The following is a 21,395-nucleotide window of genomic DNA, read 5'->3' on the forward strand; positions in this document are numbered from 1 at the left end:
GCGCCCGAGGCCGTCCGCGGACCGGGCCGGACCGGGCCGGTGCGCTGCGCAACCCTCGACGTACCTGCCACGAAGGGGCTCGCCGCGCCATGCACAGACTGCTCGCCGCCGTACTGACCTCGCTGGCCGCCGTCGCCCTCGCCGTCGGTGCCGCCCTCGGCATCGTCGCCGCCCTGGATGCCACGCCCGAACAGCCGAACGTACCCCTGGTGACCTTCGACCGGACGCCCTGAGGGGGTCGGCAGGCGTGGTGGAGACCGTCCGGTCGGCCTGGCGTGACGTTCCTCCGGCGCAGGTGAGGGAGTTCGCCGCGCGCGCCCTCGACGAGGTACCGGCACTGGCCCAGCGCATCCTGGCGGAGATCCGCCGCGAGTACCCCCAACTGCCCCTCGCGCTCGACGAGTACGGCGAGCCGCGCGCCCTGACCGGCATCCGGCAGTCGCTGGAACACTTCGTCGAGCACATGTCGGCGGGCCTGGACCGCCCGCACGTCCACCCGCGGATCTTCCAGGAGTTCGGACGCGGCGCGGGCATCCAGGGCCGCAGCCTGGACGCCCTCCAGGCCATCTACCGGCTCGGCGTACGGCTGGCCTGGCGGCGGCTGGCCGAGATCGGCCAGCAGGTGGCGATTCCGGCCCCCGCCATGTACGAACTGGCCGAATCGGGCTTCGAGTACCTGGACGGGCTGGTCGCCGAATCGGTACGCGGCTTCGCCGAGGCCGCGGCCCGCCAGGCGGGCGAACGGCTACGGCACCAACGCCGCCTCATGGAGCAGCTGTTCGTGGCCGGAACACGGGCCCCCACCGCACCCGCGCTCACGGACCGCGCCGCCCGGATCGGCTGGACACTGCCCGAACGGGTCGCCGTGGCCGTACTGCTGCGCCCGGCCCGCGAGTCCGTCGCCCCGGCCGTCGGCACCGACGTCCTCCTGGACATGGAGTGCGAGCGGCCCCGCATGGTGGTGCCCGAACCGGACGCCGCCGGGCGCAGGGAACTGCTCCAGCGCGCCACGGCCGGCTGGTCGGGCGCCCTCGGCCCCGCCGTACCCCTGGCGCACGCGGCGAAATCCCTGCGCTGGGCGGGCGCCGCGGTCGACCTGATGGAGCGCGGCCTGCTGCCCGCCGGACAGCTGCTGCACTGCACCGAGCACACCGAGGCGCTGGTCCTCCTGCCGCCCGAGGAGCTGATCGAGGACCTGACCCGGCGGCGCCTGGAACCCCTGGCGCACTGCGGCCCCACCCACGGGCGCCGGCTGGCCGAGACCCTGCTCGCCTGGCTGGAGACGCGCGGCGGCGCACCCGAGGTGGCCGCCCGGCTCGGCGTCCACCCGCAGACCGTCCGCTACCGGCTGCGTCAGATACGGGAACTGTGGGGCGACGAAGTGGACGACCCGGACCGCCGCTTCGAACTGGAACTGGTGCTGCGGGCCCGGCGGCTGCGCGGCGAACTCAGGGTGCCCGGCCGGCGTCCCTGCCCTCCTTGCCCTCCCTGTCCTCGGTGAACAGCTCGCATCCGTCGAGCAACCGGGCCGGACCGAACTCCAACACCGCGTCCAGCCGGAGCATCCCCGCGCCGCCCATGGTGCTGACCTCCGCGTACCTGGGCTCCTGCCACCACCTCCTTCACTCTGACCCGATCTCCTTCACCCGAAGCCCGACCCCCCTTCCCCCGGAGCCGCCCCCCTCACCCGAAGCTGACCCGCTCCAGCCAGAAGTCCAGCAGCCCGGCGTCACCGTCGATCTCGATACCGGGGCTGCGGGCGGGCAGCCGCCGGTAGACGACCAGCAGCAGGTCGGTCAGCGGGCCGCGCACGGTGACGGCGGCCTCCTCACCTGGCGCGCGGCGCCAGGTGATCGCCTCGCCGGTCAGGTCGACCAGCCAGTCGGCCACTGCCCCCGGCGCCGCACCGGTGGCCTGGAAGCGCAGCGTGCGCCCCGGGCCCAGCAGTTCGCGTAACTCCGGGCGGAAGTCGAACATCTGCGGCTGCGAGCCCAGCTCCAGCCATTCGTCGAGGCAGTCGGCGGCCGTCACCGCGCCGACGGTGAAGGACGCTCCCACCGCCAGGAACGCGTCGGCGCGGTGGATCACCGTCTCATTGGCCATCCGGCGGGCGAAGAAGGCCGCCGCCGGGCCCAGCCGGGGGAAGGGGACCCAGGCCTCCGCGCCGGGCCCGGCGGTCCGCAAGGTCTCCGCCAGCAGTGCGGCGCCCTCGCCCAGCCAGCCGTCGAGCACGGCCGGGTCCTCGTCGGCGTACGGCGGCAGATCGCGGAAGTGCCCGTCGGGCGGGGGAGCTTCGGCCGCGGTACGCACGACCTCCTCGGCCCAGCGGTGCGCGCCGCCCAGATGTCGAAGCAGCCGGCCGACGTTCCAGCCGGGGCAGGAGGGCACCGGGGATCTCAGGTGGTCCACGTCCCGGACCAGGGACCTCAACAGGTCGGTCTGCGCGACGATTTCGGAGCAGTGGCGGTCGTACGTCGAAGCGTTCATGACGCCACGGTAGGTCCCGCCACTGACAACCGGCCTGCGGTCAGCTGAAGTCCAGGTCTCCCGTCCGGGTCCGCTTCAGCTCGAAGAACTTGTCGTAACCGGCGAGCAGCCGGGCACCGTCGAAGACCCGCACCGCGTCCTCACCGCGCGGGATCGCCGTCAGCACCGGGCCGAAGAAGGCGACGCCGTCGATGTGGATGGTGGGCGTGCCGACCTCCTCGCCGACCGGGTCCATGCCTTCGTGGTGGCTCTTGCGCAGCGCGTCGTCGTACGACGTGCTGTCCGCGGCGCGGGCCAGCTCCGCGGGGAGACCGGCTTCGGCGAGCGCCTCCTCGACGACGGTCGCGTAGTCCTGCCGGCCGCCGTTGTGCAGGCGCGTGCCGAGGGCGGTGTACAGGTCGCGCAGTACGCCCTCGCCGTGCTCCTGGGCGGCGGCGATGCACACCCGTACGGGCCCCCAGCCCTTGGTCAGCAGCTCCCGGTACTGCTCCGGCAGCTCTTCACGGCCCTCGTTGAGGACGGACAGGCTCATGACGCGGAAGCGCAGATCGATGTCGCGGCGGGCCTCCACCTCAAGGATCCAGCGCGAGGTGATCCAGGCGAACGGGCAGATCGGGTCGAAATAGAAATCAACCGTGTGACGGGTGGTGCTCGGGGAAGACGCATTCTGGGCAGTCATGACACCACGATAGTTCGATATGGAACTTTCGGCCGGGAGTTCGATCCGGACGGGAGTCCGGGCGGGGCCTCCGCCTTACTCCGGTGAGATGCCCAGCATCCGCTGGAGCAGCTCCTTGAGCAGTGCGCGCTCCGCGACGGACAGCTCGCCGAGCGGCTCGCGCGCGAAGTCCAGGGAATCGCGCAGCTGTGCGGCCGTCGCCAGGCCCGCGTCCGTGGGGGCGGCCAGCTTGACCCGGCGGTCGGCCGGGTCCGGGCGGCGCTCGACGAGGCCGCGGGACTCCAGCCGGTCCACGATCCCGGTCACGTTCGACGGCTCGCACTTCAGGCTCCGGGCTATCCGGCGCATCGGCATCGGCTCGCGGGCGAGCAGGCCGAGGACGCGCGCCTGGGCGCCGGTGAGGGAGTGCTCGGCCGCCGCGTGCTCGTACTCCTCGTGATAGCGGGCCACGACGGTGCCGATCAGCTCGACGACCTCGACGGTCAGGTGGTCTGCGCGAGGAGTCATGACACCAGGGTACCGAATTGCTTGACAACATGAAATATCGAGGAGCATTGTTGTTTCAGCACCTGAAGCATTTTGAGGAGGAGCAGCCCATGTCCGCACAGCCCACGTCCGGCCGCGAATGGCACCTGGTCGCCCGCCCGCACGGCTGGCCGAAGCCGGAGGACTTCGCGCTGCGCGAGGCCGCGGTCCCCGAGCCCGGCGAGGGACAGCTCCTCGTCCGCAACCTGTACTTCTCCGTCGACCCGTACATGCGCGGTCGGATGAACGACGTGAAGTCCTACACCCCGCCCTTCCAGCTGGATGAGCCGATGGAGGGTGGCGCGGTCGGCGAGGTCGTCGCCTCCAACGCCGACGGCTTCGCGGTCGGTGACCACGTCCTGCACTTCAAGGGCTGGCGCGAGTACGCGGTCGTGGACGTCGCCAAGATCGCCAAGGTGGACGGGTCCCTGGCCCCCCTCTCCGCCTACCTGGGCGTGCTCGGCATGCCGGGCCTGACGGCCTACGCGGGCCTGCTGGAGGTCGCCTCCTTCAAGGAGGGCGACACCGTCTTCGTGTCCGGCGCGGCCGGCGCGGTCGGCAGCGAGGTCGGCCAGATCGCCAAGCTCAAGGGCGCCGCGCGCGTCATCGGCAGCGCGGGCTCCGACGAGAAGGTCAAGCTCCTGACGGAGGAGTACGGCTTCGACGCCGCCTTTAACTACAAGTCCGGCGAGTCCGTCAAGGGGCAGCTCCGCAAGGCCGCCCCCGACGGCATCGACGTCTACTTCGACAACGTCGGCGGCGACCACCTGGAAGCCGCCATCGACTCGCTGAACGTGCACGGCCGCGTAGCCGTCTGCGGCATGATCTCGCAGTACAACGCCACCGAGCCGACCCCGGCGCCGCGCAACCTCGCGATGGTCATCGGCAAGCGGCTGCGCATCCAGGGCCTGCTCGTCGCCGACCACACCCACCTCCAGGAGCAGTTCGTCTCCGAGGTGTCGGCCTGGGTGCGTTCGGGTGAGCTGAAGTTCAGCGAGACGAAGGTCTCCGGCATCGAGAACGGGTTCGAGGCGTTTCTCGGCCTGCTGCGCGGCGACAACACCGGCAAGATGATCGTCGATCTCACGGACTGATCCGTTACGGAGCCGGTCCGGCCGGGCCATTAGGCTCGGCCCCAAGCCGTCGCGATCGTGGGCGCGAGTCGCGGCGAATCACAGGAGGATCCTTATGTCCATCCAGCCCGTAGACGTCGTCTACACCGCCGTCGCCACCGCCGAGAACGGCCGGGACGGCCGCGTCGCCAGCGACGACGGCCAGCTGGACGTCGTCGTCAATCCGCCCAAAGAGCAGGGCGGCAGCGGCGCAGGCACCAACCCCGAGCAGCTCTTCGCGGCCGGTTACAGCGCCTGCTTCCAGGGTGCGCTGAGCGTCGTCGCCCGCCGGGAGAAGGCGGACGTCTCCGGCTCCCGGGTGACGGCGAAGGTCGGTATCGGCAAGACCCCGTCCGGCGGCTTCGGCCTCACGGTCGAGATCGCCGCCTCCATTCCCAACGTGGACGCGGCCACCGCCCAGGACCTGATCGAGAAGGCCCACCAGGTCTGCCCCTACTCGAACGCCACCCGCGGCAACATCGACGTCAAGCTGAGCGTCATCTGACGCGACGGCGTCGGACCGAAGGCCGCACCCCGGCACCGGGGTGCGGCCTTCGGCCGTTTCGGACGTCACCCGTTCCGGCTGTCGGGGACGGGGGGCTTCCGCTCCCCGTACACCACCCCTGTGACGCAGGCCACTCCCGCGCCATCTTGACGGCACCGCCGTGTAATCGATTACGTAAGCCCACACAAAATCGATTACACACCGACGTGCGATCGAGACGCCATGCGCTTCGGTGTCCTCGGCCTGCCTGCGCGGGCCCGCACGAAAGGGCAAGGGCGGCATGGCGAAGATCAAGGATGTGGCCGAGCGGGCCGGAGTGTCCGTGGCGACCGTCTCCCGGGTGCTCAACGGGCGCAGCCCGGTCGCCGAGACCCGGGAACGGGTGCTGGCCGCCGTCGAGGAGCTGGGCTACCGGCCCAACAACGTCGCCCGCGCTCTGCGGACCGCCCGTACCGGCACGCTCGGCCTGGTCATCAGCGACCTGACCAACCCGTTCTTCACCGAGCTGGCCGACGCCGTCGAGGAGGCGGCGCGCGGCCTCGGCTACAGCCTGATCATCGGCAACGCCGCCGAACGCACCGGCCAGCAGGACGACTACATCCGTACGCTGCTGGACCGCCGCATCGACGGCCTGCTGGTCAGCTCGGCCGGTACCGGTTCCGCGATGCTGCGCGAGGTCGTCACCTCCGGCACGCCGCTGGTCCTGCTGGACCGGATCGTGCCCGGCATCGACGCGCCGTGCGTACGGGCCGACGGCGCCGCGGCGCTCACCGGCCTCGCCGCGCACCTCGCCGCCCTCGGCCGGCGGCGCCCCGCGATCATCGTCGCCCCGGCCGGCACACCGACCGGCGACGAGCGGCTGGACCTCTTCCGTACGGCGCTGGCCGCGCACGGCATAGCGCTGCCGGACGAGCGCGTCGGCTCCACAGCCGACCTCCGGCACACCGGCGGCCGTCAGGTGATGCGCCGCCTCCTGGACCTGCCCGAGCCGCCCGACGCCGTGCTCGCCACCGACAACCTGATGGCGCTCGGCGCGATGGACGAGATCCGGGCGCGCGGGCTGCGGGTGCCCGACGACATGGCGCTGGTCGTCTACGACGACGTGCCGTGGTTCGCGCACACCGACCCGCCGCTCACCGCCATCGCGCAGCCCACCCGCGAGCTGGGCCGGGCCGCCCTGCACACCCTGCTGGAACGGATCGAGGGGCGCCCGGCCGGCTCCGTACTGCTGCCGGCCCGCCTCGTCACCCGCCGCTCCTGCGGCGAACCGGGCACCACCCATGAGGAGAACACCCGCGACGAGAGGGGCAGCGCATGACCGACGTCAACGACGACGTCCGGGACGACGCACCGGCCGGCCGCGAACTGCTGCGCGTGGAGGGGGTGACGAAGTCGTTCCCCGGCGTCCGCGCGCTGGACGGCGTGGACCTGAGTCTGCGTTCGGGCGAGGTGCACGTCCTGCTCGGCGAGAACGGCGCGGGCAAGAGCACCCTGATCAAGATGCTCTCCGGCGCCCACCGGCCCGACGCCGGCCGCATCCTGGCAGCCGACGCCCCGGAAGGCGGTGGCCCGTCCGGCGACTGCTCGACCGGCGGCGGCCCGCCCGGCAGCGGCCCGTCCCGCAGCGGCCCGTCCGGCGACGGCTCGTCCGGCAGCGGCTCGTCCGGCGGCGGCCCGTCCCGCAGCGGCCCGACCAGCGACGGCCCGACCGGCTCCGGCTCCGACTCGGCCACCGACTCCGAATCCGGCCCCCACACCGCCCTCCGCGAAGCCGCCCTCCGCGAAGTGCACATCCGCTCCGCGCAGGACGCCGAACGGCTCGGCATCGCCACCATCTACCAGGAGTTCAACCTCGTCCCCGGCCTGACCGTCGCCGAGAACATCTTCCTCGGCCGGCAGCCGCGCACCGCCCTCCGCCTGATCGACAAGAAGACCATGCGGGCCCGCGCCGCCGAACTGCTGCGCCGGGTACGCCTGGACGTCTCCCCGGACACCCCGGTCTCCGAACTGGGCATCGCCCGCCTCCAGATGGTCGAGATCGCCAAGGCGCTGAGCCTGCGCGCCCGCGTCCTCATCATGGACGAGCCGACCGCCGTCCTGACTTCCGAGGAGGTCGAGACGCTCTTCGCCATCGTGCGCGAACTGCGCGACGACGGGGTGGGGATCATCTTCATCACCCACCACCTGGAGGAGATCGGCGCTATCGGCGACCGCGTCACCGTGCTGCGCGACGGCCGTTCGGTGGCCGAGGTCCCGGCCGGTACGGACGAGGACGAGCTGATCCGCCTGATGGTGGGCCGGGACATCGCCGAGCAGTACCCGCGGCAGCGCCCGGACGCACCCGGCGCGCCCCTGCTGCGCGTACGCGGCCTGACCCGCCACGGCCCCAAGGGCGCCCCGGTCTTCGAGGACATCGGCTTCGAGGTGCGGGCCGGCGAGGTCGTCGGCCTCGCGGGCCTGGTCGGCGCGGGCCGTACCGAGGTCGCGCGGGCGGTCTTCGGCGTGGACCGCTACGACGCCGGGACCGTCGAGGTCGACGGGCGGGTACTGGCCCCCGGCGACGTACGGGCCGCGATGCGCGCCGGACTCGGCCTGGTCCCCGAGGACCGCAAGGGCCAGGGGCTGGTCCTGGACGCCTCGCTCCAGGACAACCTGACGCTGGCCCGGCTGGACCGCGACACCCGTGGCGGCCTGGTCGACCGGCGCGCCCAGCGGCGCGCGGCGGCGGACGTGGCCGCGCAGCTGAAGGTGCGGATGAGCGGGCTGGCGCAGCACGCCCGCACCCTCTCCGGCGGCAACCAGCAGAAGGTCGTCATCGGAAAGTGGCTGCTGGCCGACACCCGGCTGCTGATTCTCGACGAGCCGACGCGCGGTATCGACGTGGGCGCGAAGGTCGAGATCTACCAGTTGGTCAACGAGCTGACGGCGGCGGGCCGCGCGGTGCTGATGATCTCCAGCGACCTGCCCGAGGTGCTCGGCATGAGCGACCGGGTGCTGGTCATGGCACAGGGGCGGCTCGCCGGTGAACTGTCCGGCGACGACGCGACGCAGGACGCGGTGATGGAACTGGCGGTGCGGACCGCCGACGGCGCGTCCGGACCGCACGGGACGACACCGCACACGACGACCGACGAGAGCGCGATGGAGGGCTCCGATGTCCGCTGATGTGAAGACGGGAGCGGGCGCCGAGGCGGTCGGCACCGCCCCGCCCGGTGACGGTTTCGGGCCCTGGTTCACCCGGGCCGTCCTGAAGAACGGCCCGCTGGGCGGTCTGATCGCCCTCGTCGCGGTCATGGCGATCCTGTCCCAGGACTTCCTGAACGGGCAGAACCTCCTCAATGTCGGCGTCCAGGCGTCCGTCACCGCCATCCTCGCCTTCGGCGTCACCTTCGTGATCGTCTCGGCCGGCATCGACCTGTCGGTCGGCTCGGTCGCCGCCCTCAGCTCCACGGTGGTGGCCTGGGCCGCGACCGACGCGGGGCTGCCGGTGTGGGCCGCCGTCCTGCTGGGGCTCGCGATCGGCGCGGCGGCGGGCCTGGTCTCCGGCGCGCTCGTCGCGTACGGGAAGCTGCCCGCCTTCATCGCCACCCTCGCGATGCTCTCCGTCGGCCGCGGCCTCGCCCTGGTCATCACCGGCGGCACGCCGATCGCGTTCCCCGCCTCGGTCAGCAAGCTGGGGGACACACTGGGCGGCTGGCTGCCCGTCCCGGTCCTCGTCATGATCGCGATGGGGCTGATAGCGGCGCTGGTCCTCAACCGTACGTACGCGGGCCGCGCGATGTTCGCGATCGGCGGCAACGAGGAGGCCGCGCGGCTCTCCGGCATCGACGTCAAGCGCCGCAAGCTGGTGATCTACGCGATGTCCGGGGTCTTCGCGGCGGTCGCGGGCATCGTGCTCGCGGCCCGGCTGACCTCCGCCCAGCCGCAGGCCGCGGGCGGCTACGAACTCGACGCCATCGCCGCCGTCGTCATCGGCGGCGCCAGCCTCTCCGGCGGCGCGGGCAAGGCGTCCGGCACGCTCATCGGCGCGCTGATCCTCGCCGTGCTGCGCAACGGCCTCAACCTGCTGAGCGTCTCCGCGTTCTGGCAGCAGGTGGCCACCGGCCTGGTCATCGCGCTGGCGGTGCTCCTGGACACGCTGCGCCGCCGGAGCGCACGGTGAGGCGGCGTACGGGTGCGCCCGACGGGGGTACGGCTCCGCTCGCCGGGGGCATGGGCTCGCTCCGCGAGCGTCGTACCGCTGAGCCCGGCGGGCGTACGGGCCCGTTCGGCAGGCGTACGAGCCTGCTAGGCGGGCGTACGGGTCTGTTCGGCGGGCGTACGGGCCTGCTCGGCGCGGCAGCCCTGGCCGGGGCCCTCGTCCTGTCCGGCTGCGACCGGGGCGGCAATACGGACCTGGGCCTGGCCCTGTCCACCCTGAACAATCCGTTCTTCGTCGGCATCCGGGAGGGCGCGCAGGCCGAGGCGGACCGGCGCGGCCTGCACATCAACATCACCGACGCGCAGAACGACCCCATGCAGCAGATCAACCAGATGGAGACGTTCACCAGCCAGAACGTGAAGGCGGCGATCATCAACCCGGTGGACGCCGACGCCGCCGTGCCGGCCGTCGGCGTCGCCAACCGGGCGGACGTGCCGGTGATCTCCATCGACCGCGGCGTCAACGGCGGCCGGGTCGGCTCGACCATCGCCTCCGACAACGTCGCGGGCGGCCGGCTCGCCGCGAAGACGCTCGCCGCGTCCCTCGGCGGCAAGGGCAAGGTGGCGTTCCTGGAGGGCCAGCCCGGCACCTCGGCCGCCCGCGAGCGCGGGCAGGGCTTCGAGGAGGGGATCAAGGCGTACCCGGGCATCGAGGTGGTGGCGCGGCAGCCCGCCGACTTCGACCGGACCAAGGGCATGGACGTGATGTCCAATATGCTCCAAGTACACCGGGACATCGGCGGCGTCTTCGCGGCCAACGACGAGATGGCGCTCGGCGCCGCCAAGTCGCTGGGCGTCCGGGCGGGCAAGGACGTGAAGATCGTGGCGTTCGACGGGACGCCGGAGGGCGTCGCGGCCGTACGCGGCGGGACGCTGACCGCCACGGTCGCCCAGCAACCGAGGCTGCTGGGCAGGCAGGCCGTGGACCAGGCGCTCAGGGCGGCGCGCGGCGAGCGGCTGCCGCAGCAGGTGAAAGTGCCGGTGGTCCTGGTGACCGGCAGGAACGCGGGGCAATTCGATGGGTGAGAAGCAGATGTACGACGTACTGGTAGTGGGTTCGGCCAACGCGGATCTGACGGTCCGGGTGGCGCGGCGGCCCGGCGCGGGCGAGACCGTGCACGGCTCCGACCTGGTCGAGTCGGCGGGCGGCAAGGGCGCCAACCAGGCGGCCGCCGCCGCCCGGCTCGGCGGCCGGGTCGGTCTGCTGGCCCGGGTCGGCGACGACGCGTACGGCGAGCTGCTGCTGGACGCGCAGCGCGCCGCGGGCACGGACGTCGCTCACGTGATCGTCGAGTCCGGTACCCGCACCGGCACCGCGATGATCATCGTGGGTCCGGACGGCGACAACAGCATCGTCGTCTCCCCGGGCGCCAACGCGGCGCTGACCCCCGACGACGTGGCGGCCGCCCGCGACGTCATCGCGGCGTCCGCCGCCGTCTCCCTCCAGCTGGAGGTCCCCATGGAGACGGTACGGGCCACCGCCGCCACCGCCACGGAGACCGGCACCCGGGTCGTCCTCAACCCGTCCCCGACCCCGGAGCGCCTGGACCCCGAACTCCTCGCCGCCGCCGACCCGCTCGTCGTCAACGAGCACGAGGCTCAGCAGCTCACGGGCCGCGACGAAGGCGGCCCGGAGGACTGGGCCCGCGCGCTCCGCGGCCTCGGCGCCCGCTCGGTCGTCGTCACCCTCGGCGGCGACGGCGCGCTGGTCGTGGACGGCGAGGGCCACACCGACCGGGTCCCCGGCGTCAAGGTCGACGCCGTCGACACCACGGGCGCGGGCGACGCCTTCACCGGCGCCCTCGCGACCCGCCTGGCCCGCGGCGACTCCCTCACGGAAGCGGCCCGCTTCGCCGTCCGGGTGGGCGCCGCGGCCGTCACCAAGCCGGGCGCCCAGCCGTCCTACCCGACGCTGGACGAACTGCCGTCCTGAGCGGAGGGCCCGGCGGGAGCGGCGTACTCGGCCGCTCCCGCCGGGGCCCGCGCGAGGTCCGCTAGGAAACCCGGATGACCGCCCCGCCCACCGGGGCGTCGGATATCGCGGCCGCTTCCGGGCCCGCCGCTGGGCGCCCGACGGACCGGCCGACCTCGGCCACGGCCAGTCCGGTCCCGTCGGCCAGGCGCGCGAGCACCGCCCCGTCCGCCGCCCATATGCCGCTGTACCCGCAGGCGACGCTCTCGCTCCCCTGGCCGACGCCGTTGGCGAGCAGGACGTCGAGCCCGTTGTCCCGGGCCCGGGTGGCATACCGCTCCGTGCCCTCCACCGTGTCGTGGAACGAGCTGGCCAGATACACCTGGCAGCCGTCGGCCGCGGCCTGCTCCGCCACCGCGGGGAAGGCGTTGTCGTAGCAGGTGGCGAGGGCGAACCGCAGGCCGCGGAAGGTGAAGCGGCCGCCCGCGCCCGGCCCCGCCGTGAACAGCCCGTTCTCGCGGCCGTGCAGGTGGTACTTGTCGTAGCGGGTCAGCAGCGCGCCGTCCGGCCCGTACACGAACGTCGAGATCGCCATGCCGTCCGCCGTGCCCGCAGGACCGCTGCCGGGGCAGTTGACCGCCGCGGCGACGCCCGCCGCCCGGCACGCGTCCCGGACGGGGGCCAGCCGCGGATCGTCCGGCGCGAGGACGGCCCGCTCCGGGGCGGCGGCTATCGCGTCGAGCTCGTAGCCGGTCAGGGCCAGCTCGGCGAAGACGGCCAGCTCGGCGCCGCGGCCGGCGGCCTCGGCGATCAGAGCGGCCGTCCGCGCCGCGTTGGCCTCGACGTCCAGGGGGACGGACCGGAACTGCGCTGCTGCGACGATCATTTCTCCATCATGCCGGGTACCACTGACAACGCGGCGGTCAGGATGTTCCGCACCTGCCCGGTGATGGCGGTCCGGTTCCGTACGAAGTCGGGGTCGGTGACCTCACCCGTCGCCGGATCGGTGTTCCCGGCGCCGAACTTCAGCACCGGCGTGTGCAGATGGCCGCCCGGCACCTTCAGCTTCACCGCGTCCCGCAGCAGCGTCGCCCGGTAGCCGATCTCGTTGGACAGGTAGTCACCGCCGCCGCCCGCGCGGGCCGCCGAGCCCGGCGTCGGCCCGTCGGGACGCTCGACGGCCTCGCCGCCGCCCGCCGGAATCTCGGTCACCTCCGTGTTGTCCCGCACCGGGAACGGCCCGGTGCCGGCCGAGGTGAGCTTCGCGTACGGCAGGGACGTGGTGGTCCACTGCGGCTGCGGCCGTACGGTCGGCACGCCCTTCGGCACGGGGACCAGCTCGGTCCGCGACTCCCGCGCGTTGTCCGGGGAGCCGCCCCGCCAGGCGCCGTTCGTCCGCTCCAGGTCGAACTGGCCCGGCCGCCCCTGGCTGATGGTGGTGAACAGGTCCACCTGCCGCGGCCCGCGCCGGAAGTGCGGCAGCAGCGTCCGCTCCACCGTGCCCGCCGCGAAGTCCGCCCACCGTACGGGGAAGACGGCGGTCTCGATGCGGGCGAGCCGCCCCGAGGACGTACGGACCGTCGTGCCGTCCAGCGCGAGCGCCGCGGCCCCCGACGGGTTGCTGCGCCGCGCGTCCGCGTCCAGCTGGAAGGGGTCGAAGCCGGTCACCACGACACGCAGGGGCCGGGTCCTGGAGTGCCCGCCGCCCGGCAGGTTGATCGAGTCCTGCCCGCGCGAGCCGCGCTCCAGCGCCCCCATGAGGGCGTTCTTCTGGCCCGCGGTCAGCCGGAACGGCGGCTTCCACTCGCGCAGCGCCTTGGTCATGCCCAGCCGCGCCCAGTACAGCGGCCGGTCGTCGTCCCGGCTCAGGTCGCCGCCCTGCGGGCCGCGCCCCTGGACGCGGTCCACCGCGCGCCGCCACAGGCCGCGCCCCGCATCCGCGACGTACCGTTTCGCCTCCCCGTACGAGCCCACCCGGGCGAGCCCGCCACCGAACGTCCCCGCCACCCCGGCGAACCCGCTGCGCCGCAGGATCTCCTGCGGCGCGCGCTGCGACAGCCGCTGCTCCTCGGCGGTCGGCGCGGTGGTGGCCGGCTGCCGCGCCGCCGCCGGGGCAGCGACGTCGGCCGTACCGGTGGGGGCGGCAGTGGCGGAAGGGGCGGTGAGGGCGAGCGGGGCCGCGGTCAGCAACGCGGCGCCGAGCACGCCCGCCTTGGTACGTATGCGATTCATGGGGTGAGTAAACCGGCGCGGGGCCCGTTGCGGAAGGGGGAGATCCATTTCGCGTACGGACCGGGTACCGACACCGCCCTCGCACCGCTCAGGGCCCCGCCCCACCCACGCACCGCGGTGAGCGGCGGGCGCGGCGCGCTCAGAGGTGCAGCGCCGGGCCTCAGCGCCCGGCCAGCACCTCCACGTCGCCCCCGTCGCTGTGCACCGTGACCCGGTGCGGCGAGCCGCTGTCCACGGGGGCGGTGACCGTGCGTTCCCCGCCGTCCGTGGTGGCGTCCACCGCGTAACGGCCCTGCGGCAGCCGGACGGTGACCTGGCCGCCGCTGCTGCGGCCGTCCACCCGGTCCGGTACGGCGGTGAAGCGCGCCTCGATGTCCCCGCCCTCGGTCTTCGCGGTCGCCTGCTTGGCCGCGCAGTCCCTGAGGTCGATGTTGCCGCCACTGGTGTGGGCGTCGACGGCCCCCACGGCGCCCTTGACGTCGATGTCCCCGCCGTTGGTCGCCAGCTTCACGGCGGCCGACGGCGCCACCCGCACCTCGTAGGTGACGCTGCACTTGCCCATGACGCCCCCGCAGTTGTCCGCGGTGAGCTTCAGCGTGCCGTTGTCGAGGGAGTGCCGGGTGCTGGGCTTCCGCTTGCCGTAGGCGATGCGTTCCGTCACCTTGGCCCCGTCACCGGCGGTGTCGTCGGCGACCACGTAGATGTGTCCGCCCGGCGTCGTCACGTCCAGCTTCGCCGCCTTCCCGTCCACCGTGTAGGTCTGCTCGGTCTCGGTGACCTTTTCGGTCAGCTCGCAGCCGGTGACCGCGACAGCCACCGTGACGAGGGCGGCCGAGGCCAGCGCGGCGCGGGTGGTGCGGTGTCCCGGCCTGGCGGCGCGGCGTGCGGTCATGGTGGGTCCCCCGGAACGGGTTGCGGCGTGCGCTGGCGGCGAGCGGCGTACGGGGCGCACGCCGCCGCGCGGGTCGGCTTCATCTTCCCGTGGTCCGCGTTCCGTCCGGGTCCCCAGCAGGGACGATCTCCCCGCCGTCCCCCTTAGGGGTGTGCCCTGTACCGTCGTGCCGGCCGTCCGCTACGTCCCCTTACGGGTGATCTCCCGGAACGCCATCCGGGCCAGTTCCCGCTGGCCCTCCCGGCCGGGGTGGAACCAGTCCCAAGTGCTCAACTCCGCTCCGGTGAAGCGGAAGTCGAAGACGGACCGGTCGAAGCGGCACAGCTCGTCGCGCGCGCAGACGGACTCCAAAGCCTTGTTGTAGGCCATCACCCGGTCCCGCACGCTCTGCCGGCGGGTGTCGGCGGCCTTCGACAGGTCGTCGGGGTCGCGCAGCATCGAGCCGCATATCCCCAGCTTCCACACTTCTTTGCCCAGCGGGTTCTGCCGCCCCTGGGACCACAGCCGCATCAGGTCGGGCACGGACGCGACGTACACCTGTGTCCTGGGCAGGGCGCTCCGCAGCTTGCGCAGCGACGCCTCGAAGTCGGCGCGGAAGGAGTCCGCCGAGGTCATCGCGCCGACGTCGGCACGGCAGGCATCGTTCGCGCCCGCCATCACGGTGACCAGCTCGGGCCGCTGCCGCACGGCCCGGTCGACCTGGGCCGGCAGGTCGCGCATCAGCGCGCCGGTCTTCGCGAAGTTCCAGCTGTGCGTGGCGGGGTCCTTCACCAGCCGCCGGGCGACGCTGTCCACCCGCGGGTCGGTGCCGGTGGCCCAGGAGACGGCGGGGCAGTCGGACAGGACCGAGCAGGCGTCGAAGCCGACGGTGATGGAGTCGCCGACGGCGGCCACCGAGGCGGGGTCGGTACGCCAGGCGGAAGAGGGTTTGGGGGAGGGGCTCGGGGCCGTCCGGCCGCCGTCGTCCGGGTCGCTGCCGCAGGCGGTGAGGGAGACGGCGAGCGCGGCCGCCGTGAGTGCGGCGGCCGCGGCGGTACGGGCCCGGATTGGCCGAAAGGGCCGATTGACCACGGTCATCCCCTGTCCCCCTCCGGCGTGCGAGTGATATCTGTTCCGGTACCGACGGTACGTCACCACCCGACGGCTGCCGCGCGGTAGCTTGTGCCGTGGCCCGTAGGGTCCTCACCCGACGGCATCGGCACAGTCGGCACATGGGCATCGCATCACGTCATTTGCTGTCCCTTTTGCGGCAAATTGGGGCTCATGGTGTTTACTGTAGGTAACCTCGGATGCTGGTGCCGACGTGATCACTGGGGCAGAATGCTTGCAGCTGTCCCGGCCGCGACCGGAACGGGCACGAGGCCGCTGGGGAAGGCGAACCTCGAACCGTACTGGAGGTCCCGGTGACGACACGTGGAGTTCTGTACGTCCACTCCGCACCGCGCGCGCTGTGCCCGCACGTCGAATGGGCCGTCGCGGGCGTGCTCGGTGTGCGCGTCAACCTCGACTGGATCCGCCAGCCGGCATCCCCCGGCACCTGGAGAGCCGAGTTCTCCTGGCAGGGCGAGTCCGGTACGGCCTCCAAGCTGGCCTCCGCGCTGCGCGGCTGGCACCTGCTGCGCTTCGAGGTGACCGCCGAACCCTGCGCCTCCGCCGAGGGCGAGCGCTACAGCGCCACGCCCGAGCTCGGCATCTTCCACGCCGTCACCGGCATCCACGGCGACATCCTCATCCCCGAGGACCGGCTGCGCGCCGCGCTCGCCCGCTCCGCGGGCGGCGAGACGGAACTCGCCGCCGAGGTCGCCAAGCTGCTCGGCAAGCCCTGGGACGACGAGCTGGAGCCCTTCCGGTACGCGGGCGAGGGCGCCCCGGTCCGCTGGCTGCACCAGGTCGTCTGAGGCCGCGGCGCGCCGGAACCGCCCTTGCCCTGGAGCGCACTCCAGCCCGTAGCGTGCGGACATGCCTGACAAGACCTCAGTCGCGGTGCTCGGCACCGGAATCATGGGCGCGGCGATGGCCCGCAACCTCGCCGGCGCCGGCCTCGACGTACGCGCCTGGAACCGCACCCGCGCCAAGGCCGAACCGCTGGCCGCCGACGGCGTACGGGTCGTGGACACCCCGGCCGAGGCGGTGGACGGCGCGGACGCCGTCCTGACCGTCCTGCTGGACGGTCCCGCCGTCCTGGACGCCGTACGGCACAGCGCCCCCGCCCTTCGCGCGAAGACCCTCTGGCTCCAGATGAGCACCGTCGGCGCGGACGGGCTCGCCCCGCTCGCCGCCTTCGCCCGCGAACACGGCCTGGACCTCGTGGACGCGCCCGTGCTCGGCACGAAGGAACCCGCGGAGAAGGGCCTGCTGACCGTTCTCGCGGCCGGGCCGCAGGAGGTACGGGACCGGGCCGCGCGGATCTTCGACATCGTCGGACAGCGCACCCTGTGGGTCGACGAGGACGCGGCGTCGGGCGCGGCCAGCCGCCTCAAGCTGGTCGTCAACAGCTGGGTGCTCACCGTCGTCAACGGCACGGGGGAGGCGCTCGCCCTGGCCCAGGGGCTCGGCGTGGACCCGCGCGCCTTCCTGGACGCGGTCGCGGGCGGGCCGCTCGACCTGCCCTACCTCCGGATGAAGGCGGAGCTGATCCTGTCCGGCGCGTATCCGGCCAGCTTCACGGTGTCCGCCGCGCGCAAGGACGCCCGGCTGATCGAGGAGGCGGCAGCGGCGGGCGGGGTGCACGTGGACCTGGCGGCGGCCGCTGCGGAGCGCTTCCGGCGCGCGGAGGCGCAGGGACACGGCGACGAGGACGGCGCGGCGGCGTACTTCGCCAGTTTCTGAACGACGGCGGCCCGCGAACGCGTACGGGGAGCCGGTCAGCCGTACGGGGAGTCGGCCCGCCGTACGGAGAGCCGGTCGGCCGTACGGGGAGTCGGCCCGCCGTACGCGGAGCCGGTCGGCCGTACGAGGAACCGGTCAGCCGTACGCGGAACCGGTCCGCACGCGCGCACGCGAAAGGGGCCGTGCCCGGCGGCACGGCCCCTTCCCACGCATCACGGACCAGCGGGTCCGGTTCCGGTCAGACCGTCCGGAAGGCCAGCGCCACGTTGTGGCCGCCGAAGCCGAACGAGTCGTTCAGCACCGCGAGGGGGCCCTCGGCGGGCAGCGCGCGCTTCTCGTCCCGGACGATGTCCGCGTCCGCCTCGGGGTCGAGGTTCTCGATGTTGATCGTCGGCGGCGCCACCCGGTGGTGGATCGCCAGCACCGACGCGACGGTCTCCACGCCGCCCGCGCCGCCCAGGAGGTGGCCGGTCATCGACTTCGTGGCGGAGATCGCCATGTGGTCGACGTCGGTGCCGAAGACCTTGCGCAGCGCCTTGATCTCGGCCAGGTCACCCAGCGGCGTCGAGGTCGCGTGCGCGTTGACGTGCGCGACCTCGGCCGGCTTGAGGTCGGTGTTGGCCAGCAGGTTCTGCAGGGCGTGCGCGATGCCGTTGCCGGAGGGCTCGGGCTGCACGATGTCGTGGCTGTCGGCGGAGATGCCCTGGCCGAGGGCCTCGGCGTAGACCTTCGCGCCACGCTTGGCGGCGTGGTCGGCCGACTCCAGGACGATCACGCCGGAGCCCTCGCCGAGCACGAAGCCGTTGCGGTCCGCGTCGTAGGGGCGGGAGGCGCCCTGCGGGTCGTCGTTGTTCTTCGACATCGCCATCATGTTGCCGAACGCGGCGATCGGCAGCGGGTGGATGGCCGCCTCCGTACCGCCCGCGACGACGACGTCGGCACGGCCCGTACGGATCATCTCGATCGCGTAGCCGATGGCCTCGGCGCCGGAAGCGCAGGCGCTGACCGGGGTGTGCACACCGGCGCGCGCGTTGACCTCCAGGCCGACGTTGGCCGACGGGCTGTTGGGCATCAGCATCGGCACGGTGTGCGGGGAGACGCGGCGCGAGCCCTTCTCCCGGAGGATGTCGTACTGGTTCAGCAGGGTGGTCACGCCGCCGATACCGGAGGCGATGACCGTGCCGAGCCGGTCCGGGTCCACCGACGTGTCCTCGCCGGCGCGGGCCTGGAAACCGGCGTCCGCCCACGCCTCACGGGCCGCGATCAGCGCGAACTGCGCCGAGCGGTCCAGCTTGCGGGCCTGCGCCCGGGGGATGATCTCACCCGGGTCGACGGCCGCCGCGGCGGCGATGCGGACCGGGAGGTCGGCTGCCCAGTCCTGGTCGAGGGCGGACACACCGGAGCGTCCGGCGAGCAGCCCTTCCCAGGTCGAGGCACTGTCGCCACCCAGCGGTGTGGTTGCGCCGATACCGGTGACGACCACGGTGCGATTGGTCGTGTTCACGGAAATTCCTACTCCACAGGTTGAGGGGTTGAGAATCGACGGCGCCACCGCGGGGTGGCGACATGCGCCGGGGCCGGATCAGCCCTGGTGCTTGAGGATGTAATCGGTCGCGTCGCCGACCGTCTTGAGGTTCTTGACGTCGTCGTCGGGGATCTTCACGTCGAAGCGCTCTTCGGCGGCGACGACGACCTCGACCATGGACAGCGAGTCGACGTCCAGGTCATCGGTGAAGGACTTGTCCAGCTGGACGTCCTCGGCGGGGATCCCGGCGATCTCGTTCACGATCTCGGCGAGACCGGCGACGATCTCTTCCTGAGTGGCGGCCATGATGGCGCTCCTTCGGTAATTTGTCGGGGGAACGGTAGAAAGTCTGCAGTTCCGGGGATGTGGATCGAGCTTCGTGCGGTCACCGGGACACGAGGTCACCGGTGGTGCCGCGCGAAACTCGCCTAGGGGAGGGTAACGACCGTCGCGGCGTAGACGAGACCCGCCCCGAAGCCGATGACGAGCGCGGTGTCCCCGCTCTTGGCCTGTCCGGTCGCCAGCAGCCGCTCCATGGCGAGCGGGATGGAGGCGGCCGAGGTGTTGCCGGTGGTCTCCACGTCACGGGCGACCGTGACGCTCTCCGGCAGTTTCAGAGTCTTCACCATCGAGTCGATGATCCGCATGTTGGCCTGGTGCGGGATGAAGACGTCCAGGTCGTCCGGGCTGACTCCGGCCGCGTCCAGCGCCTGCTGGGCCACCTTCGCCATCTCGAACACCGCCCACCGGAAGACCGCCTGGCCCTCCTGGGTGATGGCGGGGTAGCGGATCTCGTCCAGCGCCGCACGGGGGTCGGGGCCGTTGCCGCCGGGCACCGGGGTGCGGCGGTAGACGTCCCAGCCGAGCGTCTGCTTGATCGTCTCGGACTTGTCGCCCTCCGAGCCCCAGACGGTCGGGCCGATCGCGGGCTCCTTGCCGGGGCCGACGACCACGGCGCCCGCGCCGTCACCGAAGAGGAACGCGGTGGCCCGGTCCTCCAGGTCGGTCAGGTCCGAGAGCCGCTCGACGCCGATGACGAGCACGTACTCGGCGCTGCCGTCGGTGACCATGCCCTTGGCGAGCGTCAGACCGTAACCGAATCCGGCGCAGCCCGCGGAGATGTCGAACGCGGCGGGCTTGCCCGCGCCGACCCGGTGGGCGATCTCGGTCGCGATGGCCGGGGTCTGCTTGAAGTGCGAGACGGTCGAGACGATCACGGCGCCGATCTGCTCGGGCGCGATGCCGGCGTCCGCGACGGCCTTGCCGGCCGCCTCCACCGACATGGCCGCCACGGTCTCGTCCGGGCCGGCCCAGTGCCGGGTGGAGATGCCGGAGCGCGAACGGATCCACTCGTCGGAGGAGTCGATGTGCTTGAGGATCTCCTCGTTCGGCACCACCCGGGTCGGGCGGTAGCCGCCGACGCCCATGATGCGCGCGTACGCGGCGCCCTTGGCGGGCTTGATCTTCGAGGTCATGCTCTCGGGGCTCCTATTCGGCCTGGGCAGAGTGCTCGGCGATCAGCGTGCGGGCCGCGTCGAGGTCGTCCGGGGTCTTCAGCGCGAGCGTCCGCACACCGGGCAGGGCGCGCTTGGCGATGCCGACGAGGGTGCCGCCGGGGCTCACCTCGATGATGCCGGTGACGCCCAGCTCCTTGAACGTCTCCATGCACAGGTCCCAGCGCACCGGGTTGGCCACCTGGCCCACCAGGCGGCGCACGATGTCCTGCCCGTCGGCGACGGCGCGGCCGTCCCTGTTCGAGACGTACCGGGTGTGCGGGTCGGCGGGCGTGATCTGCCCGACCGCTTCCTCAAGGACCGTCACGGCCGGAGCCATGTGCTCGGTGTGGAAGGCGCCGGCCACCTTCAGCGGCACGACGCGGCGGGTGCCCTCGGGCTTGTCGGCGGCCAGCGCGGCCAGCTGCTCGGCGGTGCCCGCGGCGACGATCTGGCCCGCGCCGTTGACGTTCGCGGGGGTCAGGCCCAGCTTCTCCAGGTGCGGCAGGACCACGTCCTGCTCGCCGCCGAGGAGGGCGGCCATACCGGTCTCGGTGACGGCGGCGGCCTCGGCCATGGCCAGGCCGCGCTTGCGTACCAGCTCCAGCGCGGTGTCCTCGGAGAGCACGCCGGTCAGGGCCGCGGCGGCCAGCTCGCCGACGCTGTGCCCGGCCGCGGCGCCGACCTGCCGGGAGAAGTCCTCCGGGGTCGCGAACAGCTGCCGGGCGGAGATCAGGGAGGCCGCCACCAGCAGCGGCTGCGCCACCGCGGTGTCGCGGATCTCGTCCGCGTCGGCCTGCGTGCCGTAGTGGACCAGGTCCAGGTCGATGGCGGCCGACCACGCGCGAAGCCGGTCTTCGACTCCGGGGAGGTCGAGCCAGGGGGTCAGGAAGCCGGGCGTCTGAGCGCCTTGGCCGGGAGCGACGAGTACGAGCACCCTCACACTCTCTCTTGTGGGAGGTCCCGCCCGCCCGTGGGGACAGGGACGAAGAACCATCAGGGGA

The 21,395-nt window shown here is 72.9% G+C and carries 20 protein-coding genes and 1 pseudogene; 10 read left to right on the forward strand and 11 right to left on the reverse strand.

What is annotated here, in order from left to right:
• Positions 1-89: 89 nt before the first annotated feature.
• Both A6A06_RS41675 and A6A06_RS14675 read left to right on the forward strand, forming a co-directional pair.
• Complete coding sequence (locus tag A6A06_RS41675) at positions 90-233, forward strand: hypothetical protein (protein ID WP_199930870.1); 144 nt, start codon at positions 90-92, stop codon at positions 231-233.
• A 14-nt stretch (positions 234-247) separates the two neighbouring features.
• Positions 248-1,501, forward strand: a complete 1,254-nt coding sequence (locus A6A06_RS14675; RefSeq protein WP_199930871.1) for a helix-turn-helix domain-containing protein — start codon at positions 248-250, stop codon at positions 1,499-1,501.
• Between the two features lie 182 nt (positions 1,502-1,683).
• Here the strand turns inward: A6A06_RS14675 and A6A06_RS14680 are convergent, their stop codons facing one another.
• The 3 genes from A6A06_RS14680 to A6A06_RS14690 all read right to left on the reverse strand — a co-directional run bounded on the left by A6A06_RS14680 (position 1,684) and on the right by A6A06_RS14690 (position 3,673).
• A complete protein-coding gene (locus A6A06_RS14680; protein ID WP_073761633.1) occupies positions 1,684-2,487 on the reverse strand; it encodes a maleylpyruvate isomerase family mycothiol-dependent enzyme in 804 nt (267 codons plus the stop codon).
• 40 nt (positions 2,488-2,527) lie between these two features.
• Positions 2,528-3,166, reverse strand: a complete 639-nt coding sequence (locus A6A06_RS14685) for a mycothiol-dependent nitroreductase Rv2466c family protein (RefSeq protein WP_073761634.1) — start codon at positions 3,164-3,166, stop codon at positions 2,528-2,530.
• A 75-nt stretch (positions 3,167-3,241) separates the two neighbouring features.
• The gene (locus A6A06_RS14690) at positions 3,242-3,673 is read right to left on the reverse strand and encodes a MarR family winged helix-turn-helix transcriptional regulator (protein WP_073761635.1); all 432 of its coding nucleotides are present in this window, start codon (positions 3,671-3,673) and stop codon (positions 3,242-3,244) included.
• Between the two features lie 89 nt (positions 3,674-3,762).
• Here A6A06_RS14690 and A6A06_RS14695 point away from each other — a divergent pair, with 89 nt between their 5' ends.
• The 6 genes and pseudogenes from A6A06_RS14695 (at position 3,763) to rbsK (ending at position 11,441) form a co-directional block, all read left to right on the forward strand.
• Positions 3,763-4,785 (forward strand): NADP-dependent oxidoreductase, encoded by a 1,023-nt coding sequence (locus A6A06_RS14695; protein ID WP_073761636.1) that lies wholly within the window; start codon positions 3,763-3,765, stop codon positions 4,783-4,785.
• A 94-nt stretch (positions 4,786-4,879) separates the two neighbouring features.
• Positions 4,880-5,308, forward strand: coding sequence for an organic hydroperoxide resistance protein (locus A6A06_RS14700; protein ID WP_073761637.1), 429 nt, complete (start codon positions 4,880-4,882; stop codon positions 5,306-5,308).
• Between the two features lie 280 nt (positions 5,309-5,588).
• The gene (locus A6A06_RS14705; RefSeq protein ID WP_073761638.1) at positions 5,589-6,626 is read left to right on the forward strand and encodes a LacI family DNA-binding transcriptional regulator; all 1,038 of its coding nucleotides are present in this window, start codon (positions 5,589-5,591) and stop codon (positions 6,624-6,626) included.
• Positions 6,623-8,473 (forward strand): sugar ABC transporter ATP-binding protein, encoded by a 1,851-nt coding sequence (locus tag A6A06_RS14710; RefSeq protein ID WP_079194014.1) that lies wholly within the window; start codon positions 6,623-6,625, stop codon positions 8,471-8,473. Before A6A06_RS14705 ends, A6A06_RS14710 begins: the two co-directional genes overlap by 4 nt.
• Positions 8,463-10,534, forward strand: a pseudogene (locus A6A06_RS42770) (ABC transporter permease/substrate-binding protein). Before A6A06_RS14710 ends, A6A06_RS42770 begins: the two are co-directional and overlap by 11 nt.
• Before the next feature lie 7 nt (positions 10,535-10,541).
• Positions 10,542-11,441 (forward strand): ribokinase, encoded by a 900-nt coding sequence (gene rbsK / locus A6A06_RS14725; RefSeq protein WP_073762160.1) that lies wholly within the window; start codon positions 10,542-10,544, stop codon positions 11,439-11,441.
• A 61-nt stretch (positions 11,442-11,502) separates the two neighbouring features.
• Here the strand turns inward: rbsK and A6A06_RS14730 are convergent, their stop codons facing one another.
• The 4 genes from A6A06_RS14730 to A6A06_RS14745 all read right to left on the reverse strand — a co-directional run bounded on the left by A6A06_RS14730 (position 11,503) and on the right by A6A06_RS14745 (position 15,621).
• Entirely contained in the window at positions 11,503-12,306 is an 804-nt protein-coding gene (locus A6A06_RS14730; RefSeq protein WP_073761640.1) for a carbon-nitrogen hydrolase family protein, read from the reverse strand.
• On the reverse strand, positions 12,303-13,652 hold the full coding sequence (locus A6A06_RS14735) for a pyroglutamyl peptidase (protein ID WP_073761641.1): 1,350 nt from the start codon (positions 13,650-13,652) through the stop codon (positions 12,303-12,305). Before A6A06_RS14735 ends, A6A06_RS14730 begins: the two co-directional genes overlap by 4 nt.
• A 160-nt stretch (positions 13,653-13,812) precedes the next feature.
• The gene (locus tag A6A06_RS14740; protein WP_073761642.1) at positions 13,813-14,544 is read right to left on the reverse strand and encodes a DUF4097 family beta strand repeat-containing protein; all 732 of its coding nucleotides are present in this window, start codon (positions 14,542-14,544) and stop codon (positions 13,813-13,815) included.
• Positions 14,545-14,724: 180 nt separating this feature from the next.
• The gene (locus A6A06_RS14745; protein WP_073761643.1) at positions 14,725-15,621 is read right to left on the reverse strand and encodes an SGNH/GDSL hydrolase family protein; all 897 of its coding nucleotides are present in this window, start codon (positions 15,619-15,621) and stop codon (positions 14,725-14,727) included.
• A 326-nt stretch (positions 15,622-15,947) separates the two neighbouring features.
• Between A6A06_RS14745 and A6A06_RS14750 the strand changes: the two genes are divergently transcribed.
• Both A6A06_RS14750 and A6A06_RS14755 read left to right on the forward strand, forming a co-directional pair.
• Positions 15,948-16,442: a DUF3145 domain-containing protein gene (locus tag A6A06_RS14750; RefSeq protein WP_073761644.1), complete on the forward strand. Its 495-nt coding sequence runs from the start codon at positions 15,948-15,950 to the stop codon at positions 16,440-16,442.
• Between the two features lie 61 nt (positions 16,443-16,503).
• The gene (locus A6A06_RS14755; protein WP_073761645.1) at positions 16,504-17,373 is read left to right on the forward strand and encodes an NAD(P)-dependent oxidoreductase; all 870 of its coding nucleotides are present in this window, start codon (positions 16,504-16,506) and stop codon (positions 17,371-17,373) included.
• 238 nt (positions 17,374-17,611) lie between these two features.
• On the opposite strand, the gene A6A06_RS14760 is transcribed toward A6A06_RS14755, so the two are convergent.
• The 4 genes from A6A06_RS14760 to A6A06_RS14775 form a co-directional block, all read right to left on the reverse strand.
• On the reverse strand, positions 17,612-18,877 hold the full coding sequence (locus A6A06_RS14760; protein ID WP_073761646.1) for a beta-ketoacyl-[acyl-carrier-protein] synthase family protein: 1,266 nt from the start codon (positions 18,875-18,877) through the stop codon (positions 17,612-17,614).
• 78 nt (positions 18,878-18,955) lie between these two features.
• Positions 18,956-19,204 (reverse strand): acyl carrier protein, encoded by a 249-nt coding sequence (locus A6A06_RS14765; RefSeq protein WP_073761647.1) that lies wholly within the window; start codon positions 19,202-19,204, stop codon positions 18,956-18,958.
• Between the two features lie 122 nt (positions 19,205-19,326).
• Complete coding sequence (locus A6A06_RS14770) at positions 19,327-20,373, reverse strand: ketoacyl-ACP synthase III (RefSeq protein WP_073761648.1); 1,047 nt, start codon at positions 20,371-20,373, stop codon at positions 19,327-19,329.
• Positions 20,374-20,386: 13 nt separating this feature from the next.
• Positions 20,387-21,328: an ACP S-malonyltransferase gene (locus A6A06_RS14775; RefSeq protein ID WP_199930872.1), complete on the reverse strand. Its 942-nt coding sequence runs from the start codon at positions 21,326-21,328 to the stop codon at positions 20,387-20,389.
• Positions 21,329-21,395: the final 67 nt, after the last annotated feature.

Origin of the sequence: Streptomyces sp. CB02923, from assembly GCF_001905005.1 — a bacterium.
Classification (GTDB): Bacteria; Actinomycetota; Actinomycetes; order Streptomycetales; family Streptomycetaceae; genus Streptomyces.

Excerpts from the sequence above, each read along its gene's own strand:
- A6A06_RS41675 (WP_199930870.1), top strand. The coding sequence starts at position 90 with ATGCACAGACTGCTCGCCGCCGTACTGACCTCGCTGGCCGCCGTCGCC.
- A6A06_RS14680 (WP_073761633.1), bottom strand. The coding sequence starts at position 2,487 with ATGAACGCTTCGACGTACGACCGCCACTGCTCCGAAATCGTCGCGCAG.
- A6A06_RS14685 (WP_073761634.1), bottom strand. The coding sequence starts at position 3,166 with ATGACTGCCCAGAATGCGTCTTCCCCGAGCACCACCCGTCACACGGTT.
- A6A06_RS14690 (WP_073761635.1), bottom strand. The coding sequence starts at position 3,673 with ATGACTCCTCGCGCAGACCACCTGACCGTCGAGGTCGTCGAGCTGATC.
- A6A06_RS14695 (WP_073761636.1), top strand. The coding sequence starts at position 3,763 with ATGTCCGCACAGCCCACGTCCGGCCGCGAATGGCACCTGGTCGCCCGC.
- A6A06_RS14700 (WP_073761637.1), top strand. The coding sequence starts at position 4,880 with ATGTCCATCCAGCCCGTAGACGTCGTCTACACCGCCGTCGCCACCGCC.
- A6A06_RS14705 (WP_073761638.1), top strand. The coding sequence starts at position 5,589 with ATGGCGAAGATCAAGGATGTGGCCGAGCGGGCCGGAGTGTCCGTGGCG.
- A6A06_RS14710 (WP_079194014.1), top strand. The coding sequence starts at position 6,623 with ATGACCGACGTCAACGACGACGTCCGGGACGACGCACCGGCCGGCCGC.
- rbsK (WP_073762160.1), top strand. The coding sequence starts at position 10,542 with ATGTACGACGTACTGGTAGTGGGTTCGGCCAACGCGGATCTGACGGTC.
- A6A06_RS14730 (WP_073761640.1), bottom strand. The coding sequence starts at position 12,306 with ATGATCGTCGCAGCAGCGCAGTTCCGGTCCGTCCCCCTGGACGTCGAG.
- A6A06_RS14735 (WP_073761641.1), bottom strand. The coding sequence starts at position 13,652 with ATGAATCGCATACGTACCAAGGCGGGCGTGCTCGGCGCCGCGTTGCTG.
- A6A06_RS14740 (WP_073761642.1), bottom strand. The coding sequence starts at position 14,544 with ATGACCGCACGCCGCGCCGCCAGGCCGGGACACCGCACCACCCGCGCC.
- A6A06_RS14745 (WP_073761643.1), bottom strand. The coding sequence starts at position 15,621 with ATGACCGTGGTCAATCGGCCCTTTCGGCCAATCCGGGCCCGTACCGCC.
- A6A06_RS14755 (WP_073761645.1), top strand. The coding sequence starts at position 16,504 with ATGCCTGACAAGACCTCAGTCGCGGTGCTCGGCACCGGAATCATGGGC.
- A6A06_RS14765 (WP_073761647.1), bottom strand. The coding sequence starts at position 19,204 with ATGGCCGCCACTCAGGAAGAGATCGTCGCCGGTCTCGCCGAGATCGTG.
- A6A06_RS14770 (WP_073761648.1), bottom strand. The coding sequence starts at position 20,373 with ATGACCTCGAAGATCAAGCCCGCCAAGGGCGCCGCGTACGCGCGCATC.